The following is a 22,843-nucleotide window of genomic DNA, read 5'->3' on the forward strand; positions in this document are numbered from 1 at the left end:
ATCAGAGAGTAGGCAAAACCGGACAGGCAACAGGAAAGGGGGTGCGGGAGGGCTACCGGATACTATCGGCGGCAAATAGGACGGGTTGCGTTCACCGCCATCCGGCCGGGTGATCGCCGCTGCGCAACTGGCCGGGCGAATCGCCGCAACGCCTCATATTGTTTGCAAGGTTGAGCAGGTTTTTCAGGGTGGCGCTGCGATTGAACGGCGACCAGACGGCGGTGAACGCAACCGGCTCTGGCTCATCGGCGAAAGGCAGGAAGACGATGCCGGACGTGGGCAGCAGCGCCGTAGCTGCTCCGACGATGGTGATGCCGAAGCCCTGTCCGACCATGGACAGCAGCGCGCCACGCCCCACGTCGAAGCGCAGGATTGACGGCGCGGGCCAGCGCCCGGCATGGCGCAGCACGATATGGCTATGAACCTGCGGACCTGTGCCGCCATGCCGGACAAGAAACGTCTCGCCTGCCAGATCGGCCCATGTGACGGCCGACTGCCCGGCGAGTGGATGCCCATCCGGCAGCACGGCAACCAACTGTTCGGTCCAGATCGGGTGGGTGTGGCAGTCTGGCAGCTCGGGCGTGCCCGCGACAAACACCACGTCCAGCCGGTCGGCGCGAAGCTGCATCACCGCTTCGCGAGCTGTCCCTTCCGTCATCTCGACTTCAACGCCGGGATGGTCCTCGCGGTATTGGCCGATCAGCTTTGCGAGGAAGCTGTGCGGGATCAGGGCATGGATACCGATACGAAGCCGGCCGCTTTCTCCCGCTGCCGCCATGCCGGCGGTCTTCACTGCATGGTCCAGTTGATCGACGCCGGCCGCTATCCGCTCGACGAAGTGGTGTCCGGCCTCGGTCAGTCGGACGCCGCGCGCGTGACGCTCGAACAGAAGGATACCAAGGTCTTCTTCCAGCGCCTTCACGCGGGCGCTGACGCTGGATTGCGCCACGCCGAGCGCATTGGCGGCGTGGCGGAAGTTCAGATATTCGGCGACGGCGAGTGTCTGGATCAGCGATGCGAGGGGGATACGCGATCCGAGCGTGGTCGGCATACCCCATGGGCAACCATCCATCGGTGCTGATCGCCGCCGCATCGCTCAAATGCCACTACAGTGCTTTGTTCCACGCCGTAGCAGACGCAGGTGCTTGGCTCCCTTAGAATGACGCATTGGATTACCCCTCCTACTATGTCGCCTACTGCGCATAGGTGACTTGCATGATGGAAGTTACACCATTATGGATGTGTCATGCAACGAACAAGCTTTCTGTCATTCGAGTGTCCCGCAGCCCGAGCGCTGGAAAGCGTCGGTGACTGGTGGAGCATCCTGATCCTGCGAGACGCCTTCCAAGGGCTTAGCAAATTCGATGAATTCGAGAAGAATCTCGGTATTTCCGCGAACATTTTGGCGAGGCGATTGAAGCATCTCACGGCGGAAGGACTGTTTGAAAGGCAACGATACAATGATCATCCGCCTCGATTTGAATACGTCCTTACCGACAAGGGGCGAGATTTCTATCCGGTAGCAATCGCCCTGTTCGCATGGGGGAACCGGAACCTTGCGCCCAATGAAATAGCCATGCGCCTTGGTGACAAGAAAACCGGACAGGAGAGGACCGCCGTTATCATCGACGCGAATACAGGAGAAGCAATCACTCCCGAAAACACCGTTCTTCTGGCAGGCCCCGCCGCAACAGAGGAAACGATGCGCGTCATAAATCGCATGAAGCGAATAAGCTCAGAAAAAGAAACGGAATAATCCAATGCGCCGAATTGTTGTAACCGGCATGGGTTTAGTTGGCCCCCTTGGTTCTGGCACTGAAATAAGCTGGAAAAGACTCCTCGACGGGAAATCGGGAATCAGGAATTTGCCTGATGAAATCTCCAATGATCTACCGGTGAAAATCGGGGGAATCGTTCCCAGCCTGATTGAAGATTCCGAAGCCGGTTTTGATCCAGATTTAATCGTTGACACAAAGGATCAACGAAAAATGGATCGCTTCATTCTGTTTGCACTTGCGGCCGCGAAGGAGGCTCTTGAAACGGCAGGATGGCATCCCACGAGCGACTACGAACGTGAGCGCACGGCGACAATTATCGCCTCTGGTATAGGCGGGTTTCCTGCTATCGCTTCGGCAGTTCGCATAACGGATACACGGGGAGCACGGAGGCTCTCACCGTTTACCGTGCCGTCGTTTCTTGCCAACCTTGCAGCAGGACACGTTACCATCAGGCATGGATTTACAGGCCCAATTGGCACGCCTGTAACCGCCTGCGCTGCGAGCGTTCAGGCCATCGGAGACGCCGCGCGGCTGATACGCTCCAACGAAGCCGATATCGCTCTGTGCGGTGGAGCAGAAGCGTGCATTGACAAGGTTAGTCTCGGGGCATTTGCTGCCGCGCGAGCACTATCTACCGGCTACAATACTACACCTGAAATGGCGTCAAGGCCGTTCGACACCGAGCGCGATGGTTTCGTAATGTCCGAAGGGGCGGGTCTGATCGTCATAGAAGAATTGGAACATGCCCTTGCTCGGGGTGCCAAACCCATAGCCGAATTGGTAGGATACGGCACAAGCGCTGATGCACACCATGTGACTGCCGGTCCAGAGGACGGTCGAGGCGCGGCCCGTGCAATGAAAATCGCGCTACAAAGTGCCGGTTTGAAGCCCAACGATGTTCAACATCTGAACGCTCATTCAACCTCCACCCCCGTAGGGGATCGAGGAGAAATAGCCGCGATAAAATCCGTTTTTGGCGATCATGATGTAGCTGTAAGCGCCACGAAGTCAGCGACGGGGCACTTACTCGGTGCCGCTGGCGGCATTGAGGCGATCTTCACGATACTCGCCTTACGGGATCAAATCGCTCCCCCAACGAGAAATTTGGAGAGCCCCGATCCTATTGCCGTAGGTATCGATCTGGTTCGCCAATCTGCACGGCCTGTTCTCATGGAACATGCCATTTCCAACGGATTCGGCTTTGGCGGCGTTAATGCAAGTGTCGCTTTCCGGCGATGGCAATAACAGTCCCGGACGGTGCTTCCGCGACCACTTCGGCTCACGCCCTCGCTATCCGTGGCAGTACTGAATTCGTGCAGACCTGCCGGCCCATGTCGTTGGCGAGGCTGAGCAGGTTACGAAGCGCCGCGCTGCGGTTGGACGGCGACCAGACAGCCGAGAAGGCGACCGGCTCCGGCTCGTCGGCGAAGGACAAGAAGACAATGCCGTTTGTCGGCAACAGCGCCGTGGCCGCGCCGACGATGGTGATGCCGAAGCCCTGTCCGACCAAGGACAAAAGGGTGCCACGCCCCACGTCGAAGCGCAGGATCGACGGCGCAGGCCAGCGCTCGGCATGGCGTAGCATGATATGGCTATGAACCTGCGGTCCAGTGCCGCCATGCCGGACAAGGAACGTCTCGCCTGCCAGATCGGGCCATGTGACGGCTGACCGCTTGGCGAGCGGATGCCGTTCCGGTAGCACCGCCAAGAGCGGTTCGGTCCATGTGCGACGGGAATGGCAGTCGGGTGGTTGGGGCGTGCCCGCGACGAACGCCACGTCCAACCTGCCGGCGCGAAGCTGCACCACCGCTTCACGGGCCGGGCCTTCGGCGATCTCGACTTCAACATCGGGGTGATCCTTGCGGTATTGGCCGATCAGCTTTGCGAGGAAGCTATGCGGAATCAGGGCATGGATACCGATACGAAGCCGGCCGCTTTCTCCGGCTGCCGCCATGCCGGCGGTTTTCACCGCATGGTCGAGTTGGTCAATACCTACGGCTATCCGCTCGACGAAATGGCGTCCGGCCTCGGTCAGCCGAACGCCGCGTGCATGACGCTCGAACAAGAGGATGCCGAGGTCTTCTTCCAGTGCCTTCACGCGGGCGCTGACGCTGGACTGTGCAACGCCGAGCGCATTGGCGGCGTGACGGAAGTTGAGATATTCGGCGACAGCGAGAGTGTGAACTAAGGTCATCATTGGCACTCGCCCCGAAAGGAGATGATTGCTCAACGGATTTAATCCGTCATTTCTCGTAAGTCTACGCATACCAATTCGCCATGACTCAATCACAATGAAGTTGCGAAAGGTCTGCGTAGTATTGGCAGACATATTAAATAGAGGATCGCGCCGAAAATCCAAACCCAACCGTTCCATGCTCCTACGGTGGCAGAATAGAGTGCCGTGAAGCCAAGCGGTCCCGCGATAGAGCTTAGATTGGTGAGGCTTGTAAGCGTTCCCTGTAAAGCTCCTTGCTTGTTACTGCTGACATTGTTTGAAAGCATTGCCTGCAAGGCCGGCATGCCAACACCTCCGGCGGCAAGCAGCAACAAAATCGGGAACACCATCCATCCCTGCGTGGCAAAAGCCAGAAGAATGAAGCCAGTCGCATCCGCAGCCATGCCAAACAGTAGCGTGCGCCGTTCTCCAAGCCGGCTTGAAAGAGGGCCGGTAACAAACGCCTGAAAAATCGCGTGTGTTGCTCCAAACGCCGCGAGCGACAAGCCAACGGTCGTGGTGTTCCACTGAAAACGATCCTCGCCATATATGACCCATAGGGCCGCAGGGACCTGGCCGATCAGTTGAATAATGAAGAAAACTGCGAAAAGGGCCACTAGCCCGCGCAATGCATCATCCAGCCGGAACAGAACGAATGGTTTGATGCGAACCGGCTTTCCGGTCTCGCCATCGCCGCGACGAGTCTCCCTGAGGAAAATGCAGGCTAGCAGGAACGCGAAGCCGTTGAGAAGGGCAGCGGCGATAAACGGAGCATGGGCAGAAATACCACCGAGCATACCACCAAGTGCTGGCCCGGCAATCATGCCTGCCCCATAACAGGCCCCCATGTAGCCGAACCAGCGTGCGCGAGAACCTTCCCCCGTCGAATCCGCAATGGTTGAGGCAGCTACAGCTCCGGTTGCGCCCGTGATGCCGGAGACGAGCCGGCCGATATAGAGCACCCATAAGACCGGCGCTGATGCCATAATCGTGTAATCGACTGCGGCCCCCGCAAGGGAAGCCAGAAGCACCGGACGCCGACCGTAAGCATCTGAAAATTGTCCAAGCACGGGCGCGAAGATGACCTGCATCAACGCATAGAGTGACAGCAAAGCACCATAGTGACCAGCGACCTGCTCCGCCGGCACAAGCTCGCGCAGAAGCGTCGGAAGGACCGGCATGATGAGGCCGAGTCCCATGGCGTCGAGACTGACGATCAGCAGGGCGATGATGGCAGAGCTGCGCACCTGAAACTCCAGCGCCGCTCAATGCGAGCGACTTTATCAATGATAAGGACATGGACATAGAACTTATCGGTGATAAATTGTCAAGCGTTGGCGAAGGAACGTGAATGACCAAACTGGACAAGGGCACCGTGATCGCAGCGGCGCTGGAGCTGCTGAACGAGGTTGGCATGGACAACCTGACGACGCGAAAGCTCGCTGAACGCCTCAAGGTTCAGCAGCCTGCGCTTTACTGGCATTTCCAGAACAAGCGCGCGCTGCTTGACGCACTGGCCGAGGCAATGCTGACGGAACGCCACACCCGCTCGCTACCCGAAGAGAACGAAGACTGGCGGCTATTCCTGAAAGAGAACGCCCAGAGTTTCAGAACGGCGTTGCTCTATTATCGCGACGGGGCGCGCATCCATGCCGGCACTCGACCGACAGAACCGAATTTTGGCGCTGCCGAGACACAAATACGCTTTCTCTGCGCGGCGGGCTTTGGTCCGAAGCACGCTGTTTGGGCGCTCCGGGCGGTCAGTCACTATGTGGTCGGTTCCGTTCTCGAGCAGCAGGCATCTGATGCCGATGAGAGAGTTCCGGACAGGCCAGATGTGTCCGAGCAAGCACCGTCGTCCTTCCTGCACGATCTGTTTCACGAGTTGGAAACAGACGGCATGGATGCTGCGTTCAACTTCGGACTCGACAGCCTCATCGCTGGTTTCGAGCGGCTGCGTTCATCTACAACAGATTAGAGGCTTATGCCCCTTTGCCGCCCCAACTGCCACGACACCGATCCGCTTTGCACGATGCCGATGACCTCACGGCCGAGCTGGCGGTCGATGACCGGCCGCCACGGGACAAGGGAAATGAGCGGTATCTTGCCGGACAGGATACCGCCATTCACAAGGTTTCGATGATTATTGCGCCGCATCGGAGCGGGCTTGCTTCCAGTCGTCGGCTAGACGACTGGCGACTTCTCGGTGGCAGCATCACGGGATCGAAGGAGCGCCAGCCCCAACGACACCAGCACTGCCATTGCCGTGGCGTAACAAATCACGGGCCACGCTGTATCGCCGTTTAACAGCGTCACCGCCAATGTCCCGACGATACTGACTATCAGGCTTTGGATGCAGAAGTAGAACGCGACCGCTGATCCCGCGATGTCGTCGAACTCTGCCAAAGCGCCGTTCGCGGTAACGGACACCGTGAAGACAATACCGACCGCGACAACCCACATTGGTAGGATGAAGGTGAGGAATGACGGCGAGCCGTAGAGTTCGCCGATCCCCAACAGGACCGCTCCGCAAACAAGCAACGCCATCCCACGCGCCACGCATCCTGCGATGCCCCATCTGGCGACAAAGGACTTCGCGAAACGGGTTGTCACGATCATTACAAGCCCGACAGTGGCGAAGGCAAAGCTGAATCCGATCTCGGAATATTCCGCTTGGCCTATGAGCACACGGGGAGCCGTCGAGAAGAAGACGAAGAAGGTGCCCATACCGGCGCTAAAGCCGACAGTGTAAACCCAAAAAGCCGGGCTCGCGAAGATCGGCAAGACAGATCGGCGCGTCTTGACTTGATCCAGAGGGCGGGTTTCGTGCCACCTGAAACCCGCATTTAGGAGTGCGAGCATCGCCAGTATAGCCAAAGTAATGAATATCGCCTGCCATCCCAAGAACTCGCCGATCAATGCTCCGGCGATAGGGCCGAGCGCAGGCACGAACGCCAGCATCGAACTGAAAAGGCCGTAGATGACGACACCCTCAGGACGGTTGGCATAAACGTCGCGAACCGTCGCGAACGTCGCCACCAGCATGGCCGACGCGCCCACTGCTTGAAGTAGACGGAAAGCGACAAAGGCCGGTGCAGTTGAAGACCAAGCTGCTCCCAGAGACGCAATGACGAAAGCCGTTGCGCCCGCAAGTAGAATTGGCCGTCGCCCGATTCTGTCTGAGAGCGGACCAAAAATCACCTGGCCCACGCCGAGCATCACCATATAGAGGCTCAACGTGAGTTGGATCATAGCGGGCGTCGTGTTCAGGATGCCGGGCATCGCTGGAACGACAGGGAGATAAATATCCATCGCCAGTGAAGCGAGGATGTCGAAAGGAGCCATCAGCAGCAGTGCTGCCGGCAGCGTATAGGCCCACGCGGGGCGTGTGGTGGTCATGACGAATCAACCGCTCGATTAAGGAATACCGGGCGACGTCTGCTCGTCAGCAATCAGATGAGACTAGCCTTACAGAGCGCCGCAACAACAATACTGGTTGTTGCGGCTTACTTGTCTGCTGACTTGGAATTTCCCATCTGATTACTCCACGCTTACGAATATGAATTGCTACCTTTTATCCGATTATCTTTTGCTTCGCAATGCGGCATGGGCGCACTCAGCGTTCCAGCCCCCTCTGCCGCCCTAACTGCCACGACACCGATCCGCCCTGCACGACGCCCATGACCTCGCGGCCGAGCTGCCGGTCGATGACCGGCCGCCACGGGACAAGCGTGAACTCATGGGATTTCTCGACCACGGCGAACTTGCCGCTCGATAGCTGCACGGTGCCGGTGAACTTGCCGCTGACGTTTTCGCCGTCCGTAGCGGCGCGGAACGGCAGTCCCTTGCTCTCGGCCATCTCCGCGCCGACGCGGGCAACCTCGCGCTCGCGCAAGGTGCCGAGAAGATTGCGCCGGTAGAAGATGCGGCCGTCCCTGTTGCGCGTAGCGTCGCGCTGTTCGATATGATGCTCGCGGCGCTGGTCCATGGCTTCGCGGACCTGTTGCCCGAAGCCGGTCGGCGCAAGGTCGGCCGTTTCGCCATGGACCAATCGCCGGTCCAGCCATGTCGCGCCGTCCGAACGTATCTGCCTTTGCAGATCAACCGGGGAAAGCACGCGAACGCTGGCCTGCCGGTCGCGGCCGGCATCGTAATCAGCCGCGTGGCTGACCAGATCATCTGGGATGCGCCATTGGTCGGCGTCGATGCGCTCGACGATGCCGGCCCGGCGCAGCGCCTCCAGCCGCCGGACATGGGCATCGATATAGCCCTCATAGTCGCCGCCGGGAACGCGGCCCTCGAATTTCGCCTGCTCCAGATGACGGCTCGGCCGATAGATGCCGTCCTCGGCGATGGCGGTGATGGTGCGGTCGGACGGTCGGGCTGCCGCCTCGGCCGGGCCGATCTGGACGACGCTGCCGATGCGGGCGTCCTCCAGCCGCTCGGGCGCGATGCCGGCAATGTGGTGTGTGCGGCCGTCGATCCCGTCCACCACGATTGTCAGGTTCTCGCCCAGCTCGTCGGACAGGTGCTTGTCCACGACGCGGCCGACGATGGGCGTCTCGGGCGCTCCGTCATGGATTTGGAAGCTCATGGGATCGCGTTCGCCGCCCTGCGGCCCAAGCGCCTTGTGCATGGTGCGGATAATGTCGCCCCGCTCGCCCAACTCGCGCAAGACCGGTTCCATGTCCTTGCTCAATTCCCAAACACCGGGCGCGTGCTCGGTCGCCAGCCCCATCTTCTCCAGCTTGGCGAGCCTGCGCAGGCGTAGCGTTCGCTCGAACTGCCGCCTCGGCGCTGCCGGCTCGTGGCGCAGGTCGACGAAACGGGCATCGGCTTCCTCGGCCATGGCGCGATCGATGCGGGCGAAACGGTCCTGGTCGATTTCGGCGGACAGCTTGCGGGTCTGCTCAATCTCGGTAACGGGGCCGAGTTCCAGACTGGCAAGCTCGCTGGCGCGCTCGCGCAGGCCGTTGGCGAGATAGTCGCCGTTGATGACTAGATCCCCGCCCGTATCATCGCGGCCGTTGACGATGACATGCACATGGGGATGGCCGGTGTTGTAGTGATTGACGGCAACCCAATCCAGCTTCGTGCCGAGGTCGCCTTCCACCTGTTTCATGAAATCGCGGGTGTAGGCCGTGAGGTCCGACAGCTCCGCGCCATCCTCGGGCGAGACGATGAATCTGAATTGATGGCGGTCATCCTGACCACGATCAAGGAAGGCGTCGCCATCGGCGCGGTCTTCATGCGCCGAATAGAGCTGGCCGCGTTCGCCGTCGCGCGAGGTTCCGTCACGCTGGACATAGCGCAGATGCGCGCGGGCACGGCCGCCCTTCCATGCGGCCCGGACGCTGCGCTGCTTGACGATCACGCGGCGGCTGCCCGGCTGGCGATGATGCCAGTTGCCGGATATGTTCCGGGCGCGCACGAAGCTCGCGCCCCGGCCGCGCTTCACGCCCTTGCCGCTGGCGGCCATGGCGCGAGACCGCCCCGGCGATGACGGGCGCGCGGATGACGGCATGGAAGGATCGCGTGAGGCTGCCGCCTGATGCTGGCGGGTGATCTTCCTGACCTGCGTGAAAAAGCTCTTGGTCTTGCCGGCCTTCGGCGTGTCGGATCGGATGCGGCCGGGCTTCGGACGGAAGCGGTTTTCGTCGTCGGCGCTCAAGGGCGCGACTCCAGCCCAAACCGCCGAAAAACGGCCGATCTGCGCCTATGGTGCCGCTCGAAACCCTGCAAAGCCAAGGCTTTGCGCAAAATCGCGGCACGCGGCCCCTCAAAACCATGGTGCCGGAACCGGCCACCTAACCAGTGTGCAGACAACAACAATTTCCAGAAGCGGCCCCATATGGTGCCGTCTTCTTTAATCTTGCCCTCCGCCCTTTCTGCCTTTTCCACCCCTCCTGCCGGGAAGTCAGCCGGGCAAGAACCTGCCTGACTGGACACCGGAATGAGCGCCGCCGAGTGCGGGAACGCCGCCCTCATGGCGTTCCCCCGCCGCTCGCGTCGGCGACAAAAATGCTGCCGTACTGCGGCTCCGCACGGGCAGGGTCGCGCGCCGGAACGGCAGCGCGGCCGTCGCCTGATTGCACCTCGGACGGCGGCGCGGCGGTAGCTCGCGTGTCGGCCGGGCGCATGACGAATAGTGGTGCCTCGCGCCAGTCGGGCGGCGGTGCCGGTGGTTGCAACGGCGCATCCGATGGAGCCGCGCCGCCAAGGATCGGGGCGAGTGCGGCGACATAGGCGCGCGTCTCGGCGGGAAGCGGGCGGCCCGTCGCACGGTGCTCGTCATAGCGGCCGGGGCCGGCGTTATAAGCCGCGAGCATCGCGCCGACATTGCCGTAGAGGTCGAACATCTCGCGCAGATAGGCCGTGCCTGCAAGGATGTTGTCGCGCGGGACGTAGGGATCGCGGCCGAGGCCATGGCGGACGCGCAAGCCCGCCCATGTGTCGGGCATCACCTGCATCAATCCCATCGCCCCAGCCGACGATACGGCGCGCACGTCGCCCGCGCTCTCGGCGCGCAGCACGGCGCGAATCCAGTGCTCGGGGATGCCAAAACGCTGTGACGCCTCGGCGATGTGGATCGCATACGGATGGGCGGCGACCGGGCGCTCGACCGACGTGGATTGCGCGACAGCGACGCCCGATCCGATGCAGACGGAAATCGCCCCCGCCAGCAGCAGGACAGCATAATGCCATGCCGGCCTGCTTCCGGTTCGCCGCCAGCCTGCCAGCGTGCTCGCTGCGGTCAAGGGCAAGGCGCAAGCGCCGGCCGATGGCCGCCCCTGACCTTCGCTGCGCGCGCCGGCCGTCTGGCCGCCGAGCGGGACGAAGGGATGAGACGGCTTTTCCGCGAACAAAGGGATGACGATCTTGGACCGGATGGCGGGCCGTACGCGCGCGGCCGTCATTCCTCGTCCTCGACTTTCCGGGGGTGCTTCCAACGCAGCGTCCAGACCGAAGGATCGTCGTTGGACTGGAACAGCTTGGCGCGGATCGGGGACGGAAAGATCGGTCCCTCCAGCCTCATCGACACGAAGTCGCCGGCATTTTCGCTTGCGTCCTTCCATGCCGGGCCGGCGTCCGGCCCGTCCTCACTATCGAGGCGCAGGCGATAGTCGGGCGCGTTCTTCATATCGCTCGGCTTGGCCGGAACGATGAACAGCTTTTCGTGGAGGCCGAACGAATGAAGCTCCCCGGCATAGCCGGTTTCGGTGCGGGTGAAGGTGCCTATTTCTGCCATGGAAAATCTCCTGTGATTGGCTTTCGGGGATCGTTTCAGTGCGTCGGCGTGCGCCACTCGTAGCGGCCGACGCCTTCCTCATCGGTCCAGAGCGGGACCGCTCGACCGATGACGGAAGCTGCGGGGATGGGTCCGAAATAGCGGCCGTCGAGGCTGTCGCGGACTTCCCAGTTCATGAGGAAAAGCTGGTCGTCGCCGATGACGCGGCAGCCCTGCCAGACGGGCAGATCGCGGCCGAGGTTATCGCGCTCCAGCGCCTCGCCCATCTCGATCCCGTTCACCGTGATCGTGGATCGCAAGCGGCAAACCCGCTGCCCCGGCAGGCCGACGACGCGCTTCAACAGCGGGACGCCGCGCGCGATATAACCGCGCTCGACCATGAAGGCGGCGAGCGGTTCGGGCGGCATGACGGCGACCAGCTCGGGCACATCAAGCGCGTCGGCCGGCTCGACGGTGTAGAACCCGACCGGCGCGCTGGCGGTGGCGTTCCATATGAGTTTCGTCGGTGTCTCGACCGCGCTTGCGGCGGCGATGCCGATGACGGCGAGCGCCGTCACCGTGAGGGTGCGGCTGCGCGTCATGGGGCGATCCTTCGGCAGTGAAGCCAAGCGGCGTGTCGCTCGGGGGTGTAGGCGTGCGGCTCCAGATTGGCGGTTAAACGGTTGTGGACGTGCCGCCAGTGATCCGGCGAGGCATCGGCCGGATCGAGGCCGAGCGCATCCACGGCGTCGATAGCTACAAGCGCACGCTGCACCTTGGGCCAGCTATCGAGGCGCAACAGGATTTCGCCGCCGGGGCGCACGAACGGCAATGTCTGGAACGGCTCGCCCCGGCCGATGGCGCGCACGATGTCGATGCGGGAAACGACAGTGCCGTGCTCGCCCTTCGCCCATCGCACGAAGGCAAAGACGCTGCTCGGCGCGAAACCGACGACGCTGCGGCGACGGTCGATGATCTGCTCGTAGGTCTTGCGGCCGAAGCGTATCCAGTGCTCGACCTTGCGTTTCTCGAAGGTCAGCTCGACCAATGTGGTGAAGGGCGCAGGCCCGTCCGGCAGCGGACGGCCGTGCGCGCTGCGGTGGGCGCGACGGGTCATTGTTCGTCTCCGGGGATGTGCTGGGGGCTGCGCGAGCGCAGCGCGTCGAGCGCGGGCGTCATGGCTCGCCCCTTCGGGCAGAACCGGCACCACGCTTCGCCTGCGCGCGCGTCAAACAAAGAGAGTTAGATTCTCTGTTAGATAAGTTAGCGGTCGGATTCCGCTTTTCAGGCCAAAGCGTTAGCTGCGGTTCGTGCGCCTGATCTGCCGATAGTCGTGCGCCTGATGTGCCGATACCCCGTGCGCCTGATCTGCCGATGGCATTAACAGGGTTGTCAACAGTGCCTGTGGACAAGTTTTCGGGGCGGATGTGCAGCAACTCGCGGCCGTCTTCCCGCTCGATCTGGAGCAGGTAGCCGGGAAGCTGCTGGCGGGCCGCGATCCGGCGCAGGTCGAGCGCGAAGTCGGACGGCCGCGCGAGGCTGCCGGATTTCTGGTGAAGGTGCGCGACCTCGAAAACCCAGCCGTGGCGCTGGTGCCCGGCGTGCTTTCTGGCGACGCGGTAAAGCCATCGCTCGATGCCGCCAGTCAGCCGGAAATAGGCCGGGTCGATGGTCAGGACCAGCGAGCGGTCGATGACGCTGTTGTAGAACCATTCGGGCAGGACGAACTCCATGCCCTCGACGCGGCCGGCGCGCGTCGTCATTTCCTCCCACTCGTTGATCCATGAGAATTGCCGGCGACGCCAATGCGGGCGGTTGCGGATGGTGGTGGCGATGACGGTCGATTGCAGCCGCGCCAGCGCGGCTTTCAGAAGCCGGTATTGGTGATTGCCGGTCGGCCGCCCGATGGCGCGCAACAGATGGTAGGGGGTGAAGCGGACAAAGCGCGACGTGGTTAGGCCGTTGTTCTCGGCCGCGACGATCTGCGAGGCCGCCCATATCAGCACATCGGCGTCCCATATGGTCGCCATGCCATGCTCGGGCATCCCGAACACCTGCACCTCTATGTCGGCGGCCTTGTAGAGAATCGGCTTGGTGCGCGGGGTCTTCGCCAGCGAGAAGAACGGCCGTTCCATCAAATCGCGCTGGTCACGCGGCGGCGCGTCGCCCGTTGCGACCACGAAAGGGTCCAGGCGGCTGCGCTCGCTGTCCTCGGCCGGCTGCGCGGGGTCGTGATCGTCCTCGCGCAGCATCTAGCAGTCGCCCCGTTCTTCGGGCGTAAGCGGACGCGCGGGAAAGACGGTGCCGGCGGTCTTGTCGCGGGTGGATTTGCGCTCGCCCGCCGCGCTCCAGTCTTCCAGATCGCGGACGGTATAGAGGACGCGCCCGCCGACCTTGCGATAGGTCGGGCCGGTGCCATAGGTGCGATGCTTCTCAAGGGTGCGGATGGATATCCCGAGGAAGCGGGCGGCTTCCTTGGTGCGCAGCAGGCGCGGCGGCAGGCCCGCAAGCGGGTTGGGCATGGATCACCTCCAGTCGGGATTGGGCTGCCGGGGGCGGCAGCGGACTGTGGCGAACCATGGCGGGGGATCGGCGGCGCGTAGCGTGCCGCATTTGCGCCTATGCGCTAACGGCACCCCCCTTCGGGGCGGCGCGCGTCCAATATGATGAGGGATTTCAGCGGCTCAACGCCTGCCATGCCGAATAGGCAAAGACATTTGCGCACGGTTCGGCTAGGAATGTAGGCGGAGCAGACGCGCTGCTCTGGGGCGTCGAAACCCCTCACGAATGGCTGGTGCTGGCCAGAACGGCACCAACTCCTTGACCTATGGTCGGGGAGCCTGTGGCGTATACAACAGGCTTTCCGAGCTAAAGGCCATGGGGCCGTTTCGTGACGGTTTCGAACTCCCCGATCACCAAGAGTCAGAGAGAATCGTTTGCGGGGGCGCACCGCAGACAAAAATCTCTCGGATACGGGGAATGACTATGCGGGTTCCCGTCGAACTCGATCCCGATGTGGACGACATCGCGCCGACAGGCGACAGCATAACCGTCTATGACGAACGGCATTTCGTGACGTATCTGCGCCTTCTCGATGCGAAGGCCGAAGATGCGGACTGGAAGGAGGTCGCGCGGATCGTGCTGCACCGCGATCCCGTCGCCGAGGAACTTCGGTCGCGCCGATGCTGGCAAAGTCATCTGGAGCGCGCGCAATGGCTGTCGCGTGAAGGCTATCGGAAGATTCTGGAGCAGGCGGTAGCCAACAAGGTATGAAGATCGGAGACAATTTCAGCTTGTTTCTTGTCGCAGATTTCGGGATTGTTGCGACAACTACCCGCAAGTAGATTTACGCAAGCTATGGATGAATATAGGCAAGCTATGGATGAATATAGGGAAGTAAACTGCGTGGCGATGCCAGTGCCGGCGGGTTTATCGGAAGAGGTGAAGGGATATTCGTGGGCGCGGAATAATGTCGGTGAGTCCGGGGGAGTGGTATATCGGCTCTACGGCAAGGCAGGTGCACCCGATCTCTTCCTGAAGCATGGTCGCGATACCGTTGCCAATGATCTCGTGGATGAGATGGTTAGACTGCGTTGGATGGCCAACCACATCGCGGTTCCCACCGTCACGCATTTCGTCAGCACTACCGACGAAGCCTGGCTCCTTATGACGGCCTTGGCAGGTGAAACCGCATATCAGGCTCTGGAAGCGCGTCCAGAGGAGAGAACGACCATTGTTGATGCGCTGGCGGACTTCCTTCGGACGCTACATGCAATTCCGATCAGCGAATGTCCATTTACCAGCGATCATAGCTATCGACTCGGACTGGCGCGCAAACGGATCGACGCCGGCTTGGTCGAAGAAGACGATTTCGATGAGGAACGCGAAGGCTGGACAGCAGAACAGGTTTGGCAGGAAATGCATCGACACCTGCCTTTCATGGCCGATCAGGTTGTCACACATGGGGACTTCTCGCTCGATAACCTTCTTATGGTGGATGGTGTGGTAATCGGCTGTATCGACGCAGGCCGTGTCGGTATTGCCGACCGCTACCAAGATTTGGCGATACTCTGGAACTGTCTCGGAGAGTTCGATGAGGCGTTACAGGACAGGTTTTTCGCCCGGTACGGCGTTCCTAAGCCAGATCCAAGCAAGCTGCTATTCCACCTGATGTTGGACGAGCTTTTTTGATATTAGACGACAGCTACCACGGCAAATGAAACACAGGCTGGCAGTGGCAGAACCACCAAACTCCGTCATTCTCGAAATTGCATCCCTTGCGAGATAGGGGGCGAGAAGCGTAAGTGCTATTTTTAACGGCCCCTATCGATCTGACCGGCAAATACCATCACCGTCACGCAATTTCTAAAATTCTCTAACAGATCGGCCGGTCTCGGAGAAGCAAGGGGTTTCCGTGTTGCATGTCATTGTCGTAAGTGGCACAAATTTGCGACACGATTTTCGACAGATAGGGCTCGCAGACGATTAACGCTTGCAGGGTTTGATCGGGTAATGAAGCAACAGGCGATAGCCGCCGCGCATCATCTTGATGCCATGCGCAACTAGGCGGCGGGCCTTGTTCTTGCGCGGGTCGTTCTCAAAATCCTCCTTCCTGCCGCGAAAGCCGAGCAGGACTTTGGCGATGGTGCGGTAGCTTTCGCCGCGGAACCGTGCGTCGAGCGCACGCAGGGACAGGATGTGCCATTGCCGGAGCTGGGCGGGGATCGCCCGGAAGTCGGGACCGGGCGCGCGGCCATTGAGGGACCGCCAGAATCGACGGACAGCGTGAGCGCGCAGCTCCAGAAAGGCGTCCATCGGTAGCGTGACGGCGTAAAATGCGGCGGTGTCCGGCACGGCCACGGGTAGCCAGAATTGATGCGCAACGCCGTCCGCCTGCCAGATGCCGTGCCAGCCATCGGCAGCGCGGCGCATATCGAGGCCGTCGAGATGCGCCAACGTCAGTACCGGTTCGGTGTCGTCGTCCTTGTGATTGACTGGCGACAACATCACGGCTTGCGGTTGAAGGCGCGGACTCCAGATCGGCGATTGCCGATCATGCGGCGCGTCGGGATCGCACGGGAAATCGCAAACCCCAGCGATGCGCGAACTCTTCGAGGTCGCGGGCAGCCGCCCCTGCGGTCAATGCGATGGTCCGGCAGTCCCGACGATATTCGTCGTTGCGGCGCAGGTATTCCCAAGCGAAACCAGCGGCAGGGATGTGCTTTGTGTGCCCGTATGCCGCCGGTGATCGCCAATCGATGTTGAGCATGGCGTCACCTCCCCGAGCCGGGATGCTGGGCAGCGCCCGGCAAGAAGAGGTTCAATCATCACTGGAAATATAGAAGCCGCTCAAAGCAGATACCTTGAGCGGCTAACCCGATCATTTTTGGTATTTTTGGCGACAGCCCGGCGACTCCGCGACGCCTGCCCGTATGAGGACGGACAGGCAGTCATGTTTTCACCTGTTGGAAAACACATGGACCTCGCCGTGCGCGGTCTCGATAGTGAACAGGTCGCCGCCCATCTCGGCGTCGCGCGCCATCCTCTCCCAATCGACATAGTAGCGCAGCGCTTCGGGGATCGTGACGCTCTCGGTGGTCAATTCCTCCATGTAGTCGGCGAGGCTGGCGAACTGACCATGATAGCAATCCTCCAACGTGGATTCGGCTTGGTCCATGTCGCCGCTGAACTGCTCCAGCAGGCCCGCGCCAAGTGCGCCATGCTCTGCGATGAAACTGGCCATCCGCGCCACGATGTCGATGCCGGCATATTCCGAGATGCTGACGCCCTCGAAGCCCTCGTAATCGTGAATGGCGTATTCCTCCGCGTCCTCGACAGGGGAACGGGCAAGCATCGCGGCAATCGCGCCCCTAATCTGGTCCGCGTCCTGATCCGCGTCGATCCAAGCGCCATGCAGATAGCCGTTGTTGTAGGCGGCAAGGCAAGCGACATAGATGCGGGGGGTACTGTCGGATACGTTGGTCATGTCTCTGATCCTCGGGTCTGAAGGTCAGCGAAGCGGAACGCCGCGCCTGACCTTCTGGCCGTCGCCGAGACTGGGGTAGCAACGAGCAAGGGCGGCCGGGGTGGAGGGGGATCACCCGGTCTGCACAAGCGAAGCGCGGAAGGCCGGGGATACCGCCCCGGACGGTTCCACTTACCTTGCTGGCGCGAGGGCAACGCCCTTAGTGACTATCTTGAAGTAGACGAGGCAAGCAGCCAGTTCGGCCAGAGCAAAGTCGAGATCGAGCGCGTTAACTGGATCAGGATGTAGCAACGCGCAGGACTGGAGACACTGGCATCCGGACCGCCGTTCCTTGTGGAATGATCTCTCTTGCGGATGTGTATCCATTGGGTACACTTCCCACATGACCAAAAAAGATGTCGGGTTGCGCATCAGGTTGGACCGGGATCTGCGGGACGAATTCGTCGCGGCGTGCTGGTGTGCCTTGAGAAAGTTGGTCCAATTCTGAAGAGAGCCCGATTGGGCGAAAGGATTGGAGAAATATATGGGACGTCAGCGATTTACGCCGGAGCAGATCATCGCGAAGCTGCGTGAGGTGGATGTGATTGTTGGGCGGGGCGGGACCGCGGTCGAGGCTTGTCGGCAGATCGGGATTGCCGAACAGACGCTCTATAGGTGGCGCAAGGAATATGGTGGCCTGAAGGTCGACCAGGTGCGTCGGATGAAGGATCTGGAGCGGGAGAATGCGCAGTTGAAGAAGCTGGTTGCCGATCTCGCCCTCGACAAGGCGATCCTGCAAGAGGCGTCAAAGCTGACTTTTTGAGCCCCTCCCGTCGCCGCGAGGCGATCGAGCAGGTCCGACGCATTCTTCCAGTATCGGAGCGTCGGACCTGCCGTGTTCTGGTTCAGCATCGCTCGACGCAGCGACATCGTCCAAAGGATGACAGCGACGAGCAGCGTCTGACAGCTGATATTGCCGCACTGGCCAAGGATTATGGCCGGTACGGCTATCGCCGCATCCATGCTCTGCTCGGCCATGCCGGCTGGCAGGTCAGCCTATCGGTTGTCGAGCGCATCTGGCGGCGGGAGGGTCTTAAAGTGCCGAAGCGGCAACCGAAGCGACGTCGGCTCTGGCTGGGCGACGGATCGTGCATCCGATTGCGCCCGCAGCATCGCGGACATGTCTGGTCATACGACTTCGTCGAGGATCAGACGCGCAATGGGCGCAAGTTCCGGATGCTCAACATCATCGATGAGTATAGCAGGGAATGCCTGGCGATGGTGCCGCTGCGGCGGTTCCGGTCCAATGACGTCATCGACGTGCTGGCCGATCTGTTCATCGAACACGGGCCGCCCAAGCATATCAGGTCCGATAACGGCCCTGAGTTCGTCGCGCATGCGGTGCGTGAATGGTTGGGCCGGCTCGGGGTCACCACGCTCTACATCGAGCCGGGCAGCCCGTGGGAAAACGGCTACATCGAGAGCTTCAATGCACGCCTGCGCGATGAGCTGCTCAACGGCGAGATCTTCTACAGCCTTGAGGAGGTCCGCTGCGTCACCGGCTGGTGGCGCGATCATTACAACCGACTGCGTCCGCACAGCAGCCTCGGCTATCGCCCGCCAGCGCCGGAAACCATCAAGATGCCAGCCTGGCCGCTCGGCTCCGCTGCGCTCCACCTCCCGCCCAGGCTGGCATCAGAAATGCGGATCAGCTAATCATGAAACCGGACCAGTCATCGCGGGCAGTCCAGTTTTCGCTGGCACGCGCGAGCCTATTGCCATCTAGAGCATAAGTTCAAAGATTTCCTGTTGCCACGCGTTCTGGATGCTGGCGCCAAGAGTGAACCGGGAGAACTCGGAGAGCGGGACTGGCTCTGGAACAATTATTTTGACGTGATTATCGGTCCGCATCCCGCTCTAACGGCTAGTCAGAAGCAGGTTGTCGCCAAAGATTACGGACTAGATCACGGCAACGACGTGCTCACAGTTCGTTATGCGATGCTCTTCTATGTATTAAAGCGCCTTGGTTTGCTTGGTGATGCTTCAAAGCAAAGTCCGTACACTCAACATATCGTGACAATAAATCGCAAGGAAACTGAAGACGCGCTTGAACGAGCGGAGCTTCAGCTATGAGTGCCCGGGGAGATGAATGATGGCAGCGAAGCTTGAGGAGATTAAGAACGGCGCGTCTGTTCGAGGCGTGGCTTCGGCCCAAGCTGTGCATGTTGTTTCCGTCGACTGGATCGGGGACCAGGCGATCAGTGTCGTTTTTCGTGATCACAACGGTGCGGTGGCAGAGGCCATTTTGTACCGAGACGACGAGCATCGCCTTGAAGTTGAACAAAGCGGACGGGCTTGGTCGTTCGATGCCGATGGCGCGTTGCTGCGCTTGGTGACGGAGGCCAATCGCATCAAGTTGGCGCATTTTTTCGACCCGTATCTGGCTATCCACACGAGTCTTGTCGATCCGCTGCCGCACCAGATTTCGGCGGTCTATGGCGAGATGCTGCCGCGCCAGCCGCTGCGCTTCCTCCTGGCCGATGATCCCGGTGCCGGCAAGACCATCATGGCTGGGTTGCTGATGAAGGAACTGATAGCCCGCAGCGATCTGGAACGCTGCCTCGTGGTTGCGCCGGGCAGCCTGGTTGAACAGTGGCAGGACGAACTCGGCCAGAAGTTCAATCTCGAGTTCGACATCCTTTCCCGCGACATGATTGAGAACTCGCGGTCGGGCAATCCATTCAGCGATCGGGATCGGCTGATCGTGCGTCTCGACGTGTTGGCGCGCAACGAGGAGCTTCAGGAGAAGCTCATGAGCGCGCGCGAATGGGACCTGATTATCTGCGACGAAGCCCACCGCATGTCGGCCACCTATTTCGGCGGGGAGGTCAAATATACGCGGCGCTATCAGGTTGGCCAGAAGCTCGGCCAGGTCTGCCGCCACCTGCTGTTGATGTCGGCGACGCCGCACAACGGCAAGGAGGAGGATTTCCAGCTCTTCATGGCGCTGCTCGACGGTGATCGGTTCGAGGGCCGGTTCCGCGATGGTGTCCACTATGCCGACACCGAAGACATGATGCGGCGACTGACCAAGGAGGAACTGCTCAAGTTCGATGGTCGGCCGCTATTCCCTGAGCGGCGGGCGCGCACGGTCAAGTATCAGCTCTCCGAAGGGGAGGCCGCGCTCTATACCGCTGTCACTGAATATGTGCGTACTGAGATGAACCGCGTGCAGCGCTTCGCCGAGGGCGATGGGAAGAAGCGCAACAATGTCGGTTTCGCTTTGCAGATCCTTCAGCGGCGTCTCGCCTCGTCGCCGGCCGCCATCTACCAGTCGCTCAAGCGCCGCCGGGAACGGCTGGAAAACGAGCTGGGCGAAGCGCGCCTTGCCGCCAAGGGCCGCAGGCCCGGCGCATCGGAACCCGCGATCAATGCCGACATGCTGCGGAACATCGAGGAGTATGGCCAGGAGGAGATTGACGAGCTTGAGGATCTGATCTCGACGGGCGCGACGACGGCCGAGACGGTCGAGCAGCTCGCCCTGGAGGTCGAGACCCTGAAGGGACTGGAGACGATGGCGCTCGGCGTGCTGCGCTCGGGCGTGGACACGAAATGGAGCCAGCTCAACCGGATCCTCGACGATGATTTGATGATCGACGCGGCCGGCAATCGCCGCAAGCTGATCATCTTCACCGAGCCCAAGGACACGCTGCACTACCTGCTCGACAAGGTGCGGGCGCGGCTCGGCAATCCCGAGGCCGTCGAGGTGATCCACGGCGGCGTGTCGCGCGAAGAGCGACGAAAGGTCGTCGAGCGCTTTATGCAGGACAAGGACATGCTGGTCCTGATCGCCAACGACGCGGCAGGCGAAGGCGTGAACCTCCAGCGCGGCCATCTCATGGTCAATTACGACCTGCCGTGGAATCCGAACAAGATCGAACAGCGGTTCGGCCGCATCCACCGCATCGGCCAGATGGAGGTCTGCCACCTCTGGAATCTCGTCGCGGCCGATACGCGCGAAGGCGAGGTTTACGCGCGGCTGTTGGAGAAACTGGAAGCTGCGCGCGAGGCGCTGGGCGGCCGTGTCTATGACGTGCTCGGCGAATTGTTCGACGGCGTTGCGCTCAAGGATCTGTTGTTCGAAGCGATCCAGTATGGCGAGCAGGAGGACGTGAAAGCGCGTCTTTTCCAGCAGGTCGATGGTGCGGTCGATCAGGCGCACTTGCTCGAACTGCTGCGCCGCCGCGCTCTGACCAACGACACCATGCCGGAAGCAAGGGTCGAGGAATTGCGGCTGGAAATGGAACGCGCTGAGGCGCTGCGCCTACAGCCCCACCACATCCAGAGCTTCTTCGTCGAAGCGTTCCAACATCTGGGTGGCAAGATCAAACGCCGGGAAGAAGGGCGTTGGGAGGTTACGCATGTCCCGGTGCGGATCCGCGAACGGGATCGCCAGATCGGAACCGGTGCGCCGCTTCAGACGCAGTATGAGCGCATCTGCTTCGAGAAGGACAAGATCAACCAGCAGCCGGTCGCCACCTTCGTTTGTCCCGGCCATCCGCTGCTCGAAGCCGTGATTAGCATGATCCGCGAACAGTATGAGCAGATCATGCGGCAGGGCGCGATCCTGGTCGATGACACAGATGCGGGTGATACGCTGTCGGCGATTTTCCTGCTGGAACATGTTGTCCAGGACGGTCGCGTCACCAGCGCAGGCAAGCCGCATGTGATCTCGCAGCGGCTCCAGTTCGCTGCGATCGACAAGGCGGGAAGCACTGTCAACGCCGGCATCGCGCCGCATTTGAATCTGCGCCCAGCAACGCCGGAGGAGGTTGCCTGCGTGCGCGATCTTCTGGACGAGACTTGGCTGACCACTGATCTGGAGAAAGCCGCGATCCGGTTTGCGACAGTCGAACTGGCCCAAGGCCATACTGCCGAGGTCAAAGCGCGACGTCTGCCTGAGATCGAAAAGGTTGAGCAGGAGGTACGCGCCCGCCTCAAGAAGGAGATCAATTACTGGGACTCGCGCGCCTTCGAGCTGAAGGAGGAAGAACGCGCCGGCAAGAAAACGCGGGTGAACTGGCAGAATGCGCAGCGCCGGGCCGAGGAGCTCGCAGATCGGCAAAAGCGACGCATGGACCAGCTTGAGCGGGAACGTTTCATCTCGTCGCAGCCGCCGCGTGTCCGGGGAGGCATGGTGGTTATTCCGCGTGGCCTGCTGGAAGCACGCGGGGCATCAAGCGTGCCAAGTCATTTCGCGGAAGACCCTGCTGCACGTCGCGCCATCGAACTCGCGGCGATGGAGGCCGTCATGGCAGCCGAGCGGGCGTTGGGTAATGAGCCGGTCGACGTTTCAGCCCAGAAGATCGGCTACGATATTGCTTCCCACGATCCGAGGTCGGGGCATCTGCGCTTCATTGAGGTCAAGGGGCGCATTGACGGCGCGGACAGTGTGATGGTTACGCGTCAGGAGATCATTACGTCCCTGCACGAGCCGGAAAAGTTCATTCTTGCTATCGTCCAAGTCGCCTCCGGTTTCGTCCATGAACCCCGCTACCTGCGCGGGCCGCTTGTGGAGAGGGAACCATCCTTCTTGGAAACAGCGATCCAGTTTCATTTACCGCGGCTCCTTGAACGCGCGACGGCACCAGTATGAG

At 61.2% G+C, this 22,843-nt stretch carries 21 protein-coding genes and 3 pseudogenes; 8 read left to right on the forward strand and 16 right to left on the reverse strand.

Translation table 11 applies throughout. The features are described 5' to 3' along the window. Positions 1–91 precede the first annotated feature (91 nt). Positions 92–1,051, reverse strand: coding sequence for a LysR family transcriptional regulator (locus tag ACMT1E_RS06030; protein ID WP_035302746.1), 960 nt, complete (start codon positions 1,049–1,051; stop codon positions 92–94). Positions 1,052–1,246: 195 nt separating this feature from the next. On the opposite strand from ACMT1E_RS06030, the gene ACMT1E_RS06035 reads away from it, so the two are divergent. Both ACMT1E_RS06035 and fabF read left to right on the forward strand, forming a co-directional pair. Next, the gene (locus ACMT1E_RS06035; RefSeq protein ID WP_042061242.1) at positions 1,247–1,756 is read left to right on the forward strand and encodes a winged helix-turn-helix transcriptional regulator; all 510 of its coding nucleotides are present in this window, start codon (positions 1,247–1,249) and stop codon (positions 1,754–1,756) included. Positions 1,757–1,760: 4 nt separating this feature from the next. Next, a complete protein-coding gene (gene fabF, locus ACMT1E_RS06040; protein ID WP_081650885.1) occupies positions 1,761–3,023 on the forward strand; it encodes a beta-ketoacyl-ACP synthase II in 1,263 nt (420 codons plus the stop codon). A gap of 34 nt (positions 3,024–3,057) precedes the next feature. On the opposite strand, the gene ACMT1E_RS06045 is transcribed toward fabF, so the two are convergent. Together ACMT1E_RS06045 and tet(G) are read right to left on the reverse strand one after the other, a co-directional pair. Further along, positions 3,058–3,975 (reverse strand): LysR family transcriptional regulator, encoded by a 918-nt coding sequence (locus ACMT1E_RS06045; protein ID WP_035302745.1) that lies wholly within the window; start codon positions 3,973–3,975, stop codon positions 3,058–3,060. 89 nt (positions 3,976–4,064) lie between these two features. Further along, positions 4,065–5,240 (reverse strand): tetracycline efflux MFS transporter Tet(G), encoded by a 1,176-nt coding sequence (gene tet(G) / locus ACMT1E_RS06050; protein ID WP_024353491.1) that lies wholly within the window; start codon positions 5,238–5,240, stop codon positions 4,065–4,067. Between the two features lie 104 nt (positions 5,241–5,344). Between tet(G) and tetR(G) the strand changes: the two genes are divergently transcribed. Next, the gene (gene tetR(G), locus ACMT1E_RS06055; protein WP_024353490.1) at positions 5,345–5,971 is read left to right on the forward strand and encodes a tetracycline resistance transcriptional repressor TetR(G); all 627 of its coding nucleotides are present in this window, start codon (positions 5,345–5,347) and stop codon (positions 5,969–5,971) included. Here the strand turns inward: tetR(G) and ACMT1E_RS06060 are convergent. The 10 genes and pseudogenes from ACMT1E_RS06060 to ACMT1E_RS06105 form a co-directional block, all read right to left on the reverse strand. Beyond that, a pseudogene (locus ACMT1E_RS06060) lies at positions 5,968–6,084 on the reverse strand (DUF3363 domain-containing protein); the annotation flags it as partial. The gene tetR(G) and the pseudogene ACMT1E_RS06060 overlap by 4 nt on opposite strands. Positions 6,085–6,177: 93 nt before the next feature. Further along, on the reverse strand, positions 6,178–7,392 hold the full coding sequence (gene floR / locus ACMT1E_RS06065) for a chloramphenicol/florfenicol efflux MFS transporter FloR (RefSeq protein ID WP_414902760.1): 1,215 nt from the start codon (positions 7,390–7,392) through the stop codon (positions 6,178–6,180). Positions 7,393–7,609: 217 nt separating this feature from the next. Then, on the reverse strand, positions 7,610–8,842 hold the full coding sequence (locus ACMT1E_RS06070) for a DUF3363 domain-containing protein (RefSeq protein ID WP_414903295.1): 1,233 nt from the start codon (positions 8,840–8,842) through the stop codon (positions 7,610–7,612). A gap of 216 nt (positions 8,843–9,058) precedes the next feature. Then, positions 9,059–9,517 (reverse strand): annotated as a pseudogene (locus tag ACMT1E_RS06075) (hypothetical protein); the annotation flags it as partial. A 460-nt stretch (positions 9,518–9,977) separates the two neighbouring features. Next, positions 9,978–10,910, reverse strand: a complete 933-nt coding sequence (locus tag ACMT1E_RS06080) for a lytic transglycosylase domain-containing protein (protein ID WP_050450562.1) — start codon at positions 10,908–10,910, stop codon at positions 9,978–9,980. Continuing rightward, complete coding sequence (locus ACMT1E_RS06085; RefSeq protein WP_029074268.1) at positions 10,907–11,242, reverse strand: DUF736 domain-containing protein; 336 nt, start codon at positions 11,240–11,242, stop codon at positions 10,907–10,909. Before ACMT1E_RS06085 ends, ACMT1E_RS06080 begins: the two co-directional genes overlap by 4 nt. 35 nt (positions 11,243–11,277) lie before the next feature. Next, a complete protein-coding gene (locus tag ACMT1E_RS06090; RefSeq protein ID WP_029074269.1) occupies positions 11,278–11,823 on the reverse strand; it encodes a S26 family signal peptidase in 546 nt (181 codons plus the stop codon). Continuing rightward, a complete protein-coding gene (locus ACMT1E_RS06095; protein ID WP_029074270.1) occupies positions 11,820–12,338 on the reverse strand; it encodes a DUF2840 domain-containing protein in 519 nt (172 codons plus the stop codon). The genes ACMT1E_RS06090 and ACMT1E_RS06095 overlap by 4 nt, the downstream gene beginning before the upstream one ends. 301 nt (positions 12,339–12,639) lie before the next feature. Then, positions 12,640–13,473 (reverse strand): annotated as a pseudogene (locus ACMT1E_RS06100) (replication initiator protein A); the annotation flags it as partial. Then, positions 13,474–13,743, reverse strand: a complete 270-nt coding sequence (locus ACMT1E_RS06105; RefSeq protein WP_018426335.1) for a helix-turn-helix transcriptional regulator — start codon at positions 13,741–13,743, stop codon at positions 13,474–13,476. A 463-nt stretch (positions 13,744–14,206) separates the two neighbouring features. Between ACMT1E_RS06105 and ACMT1E_RS06110 the strand changes: the two genes are divergently transcribed. After that, positions 14,207–14,494: a DNA -binding domain-containing protein gene (locus tag ACMT1E_RS06110; protein ID WP_029074272.1), complete on the forward strand. Its 288-nt coding sequence runs from the start codon at positions 14,207–14,209 to the stop codon at positions 14,492–14,494. Positions 14,495–14,599: 105 nt separating this feature from the next. Next, on the forward strand, positions 14,600–15,412 hold the full coding sequence (locus ACMT1E_RS06115) for an APH(3')-I family aminoglycoside O-phosphotransferase (RefSeq protein WP_033450617.1): 813 nt from the start codon (positions 14,600–14,602) through the stop codon (positions 15,410–15,412). A gap of 294 nt (positions 15,413–15,706) precedes the next feature. On the opposite strand, the gene ACMT1E_RS06120 is transcribed toward ACMT1E_RS06115, so the two are convergent. From ACMT1E_RS06120 to ACMT1E_RS06130, 3 genes are all read right to left on the reverse strand, one after another. Then, positions 15,707–16,228 carry a DUF2285 domain-containing protein gene (locus tag ACMT1E_RS06120; RefSeq protein ID WP_029074274.1) on the reverse strand — a complete coding sequence of 174 codons (522 nt, stop codon included), beginning with the start codon at positions 16,226–16,228 and terminating at the stop codon, positions 15,707–15,709. Between the two features lie 46 nt (positions 16,229–16,274). Continuing rightward, positions 16,275–16,490: a transcriptional regulator domain-containing protein gene (locus ACMT1E_RS06125; protein WP_080700689.1), complete on the reverse strand. Its 216-nt coding sequence runs from the start codon at positions 16,488–16,490 to the stop codon at positions 16,275–16,277. A 189-nt stretch (positions 16,491–16,679) separates the two neighbouring features. Next, positions 16,680–17,207: an antirestriction protein ArdA gene (locus ACMT1E_RS06130; protein WP_029074275.1), complete on the reverse strand. Its 528-nt coding sequence runs from the start codon at positions 17,205–17,207 to the stop codon at positions 16,680–16,682. A gap of 523 nt (positions 17,208–17,730) precedes the next feature. Here ACMT1E_RS06130 and ACMT1E_RS06135 point away from each other — a divergent pair. The 3 genes from ACMT1E_RS06135 to ACMT1E_RS06145 all read left to right on the forward strand — a co-directional run bounded on the left by ACMT1E_RS06135 (position 17,731) and on the right by ACMT1E_RS06145 (position 22,842). Then, positions 17,731–18,902 (forward strand): IS3 family transposase gene (locus tag ACMT1E_RS06135; RefSeq protein ID WP_414899752.1). Its coding sequence is split into 2 segments (ribosomal slippage): positions 17,731–18,004 and positions 18,004–18,902, totalling 1,173 coding nucleotides; the frame shifts between segments, so codons are not numbered across the junction. Between the two features lie 93 nt (positions 18,903–18,995). Continuing rightward, a complete protein-coding gene (locus tag ACMT1E_RS06140; RefSeq protein WP_414902761.1) occupies positions 18,996–19,319 on the forward strand; it encodes a hypothetical protein in 324 nt (107 codons plus the stop codon). A 19-nt stretch (positions 19,320–19,338) separates the two neighbouring features. Beyond that, positions 19,339–22,842: a protein NO VEIN domain-containing protein gene (locus tag ACMT1E_RS06145; RefSeq protein WP_414902762.1), complete on the forward strand. Its 3,504-nt coding sequence runs from the start codon at positions 19,339–19,341 to the stop codon at positions 22,840–22,842. Position 22,843 lies beyond the last annotated feature (1 nt).

Source organism: Sphingomonas flavalba, assembly GCF_047553045.1.
GTDB classification, from domain to species: Bacteria; Pseudomonadota; Alphaproteobacteria; order Sphingomonadales; family Sphingomonadaceae; genus Sphingomonas_L; species Sphingomonas_L flavalba_A.